The sequence below is a fragment of the Streptococcus suis genome (genome assembly GCF_002960445.1).
Lineage (GTDB): Bacteria > Bacillota > Bacilli > Lactobacillales > Streptococcaceae > Streptococcus > Streptococcus hyiners.
The window spans coordinates 1-540 of the sequence record NZ_POJD01000226.1; the positions used below are offsets into that span (position 1 = coordinate 1).

The 540-nt window shown below is 38.3% G+C and carries 1 pseudogene; it reads left to right on the forward strand.

From position 1 onward, the window contains the following. Positions 1-164: 164 nt before the first annotated feature. A pseudogene (tnpA, locus tag C1G53_RS09050) lies at positions 165-540 on the forward strand (IS200/IS605-like element ISSsu4 family transposase); the annotation flags it as partial.

Consider the following 540-nt stretch of genomic DNA (forward strand, 5'->3'; position numbering starts at 1 on the left):
CTCCAAGTTTTTAATTATGTGACTTTTAGTCCGTCACGCTCCGTAAGGTGCGTGACAAATAAACCACCCGCTATGCGGGTGCGCGACGAAGGTTACACCAAAAAAACTCCAAACGCGATACAATAAAGGTGTTCAAGCCTATTGTAAAGCGAAAGGAGAAAAATATGGCGCAAAAGGCACATAGTTTATCACATACAAAGTGGCTGTGTAATACCACATTGTCTTCACACCTAAGTATAGACGAAAAATCATCTATAATCAATATCGAAGTAGTTTGGGAGAAATATTCCGACGTTTGTGTACTTATAAAGGCGTAGAAATTATCGAAGGACATCTGATGCCGGATCATGTTCATATGTTAGTCAGTATTCCTCCGCGATTAAGTGTATCAAGCTTTATGGGATATTTAAAAGGTAAGAGTGCTCTAATGATGTTTGATAAACACGCCAATCTCAAATACAAATTTGGTAATCGTCATTTCTGGGCAGAGGGATATTATGTAAGTACGGTTGGACTTAATGAAGCCACAATTAAGAAATA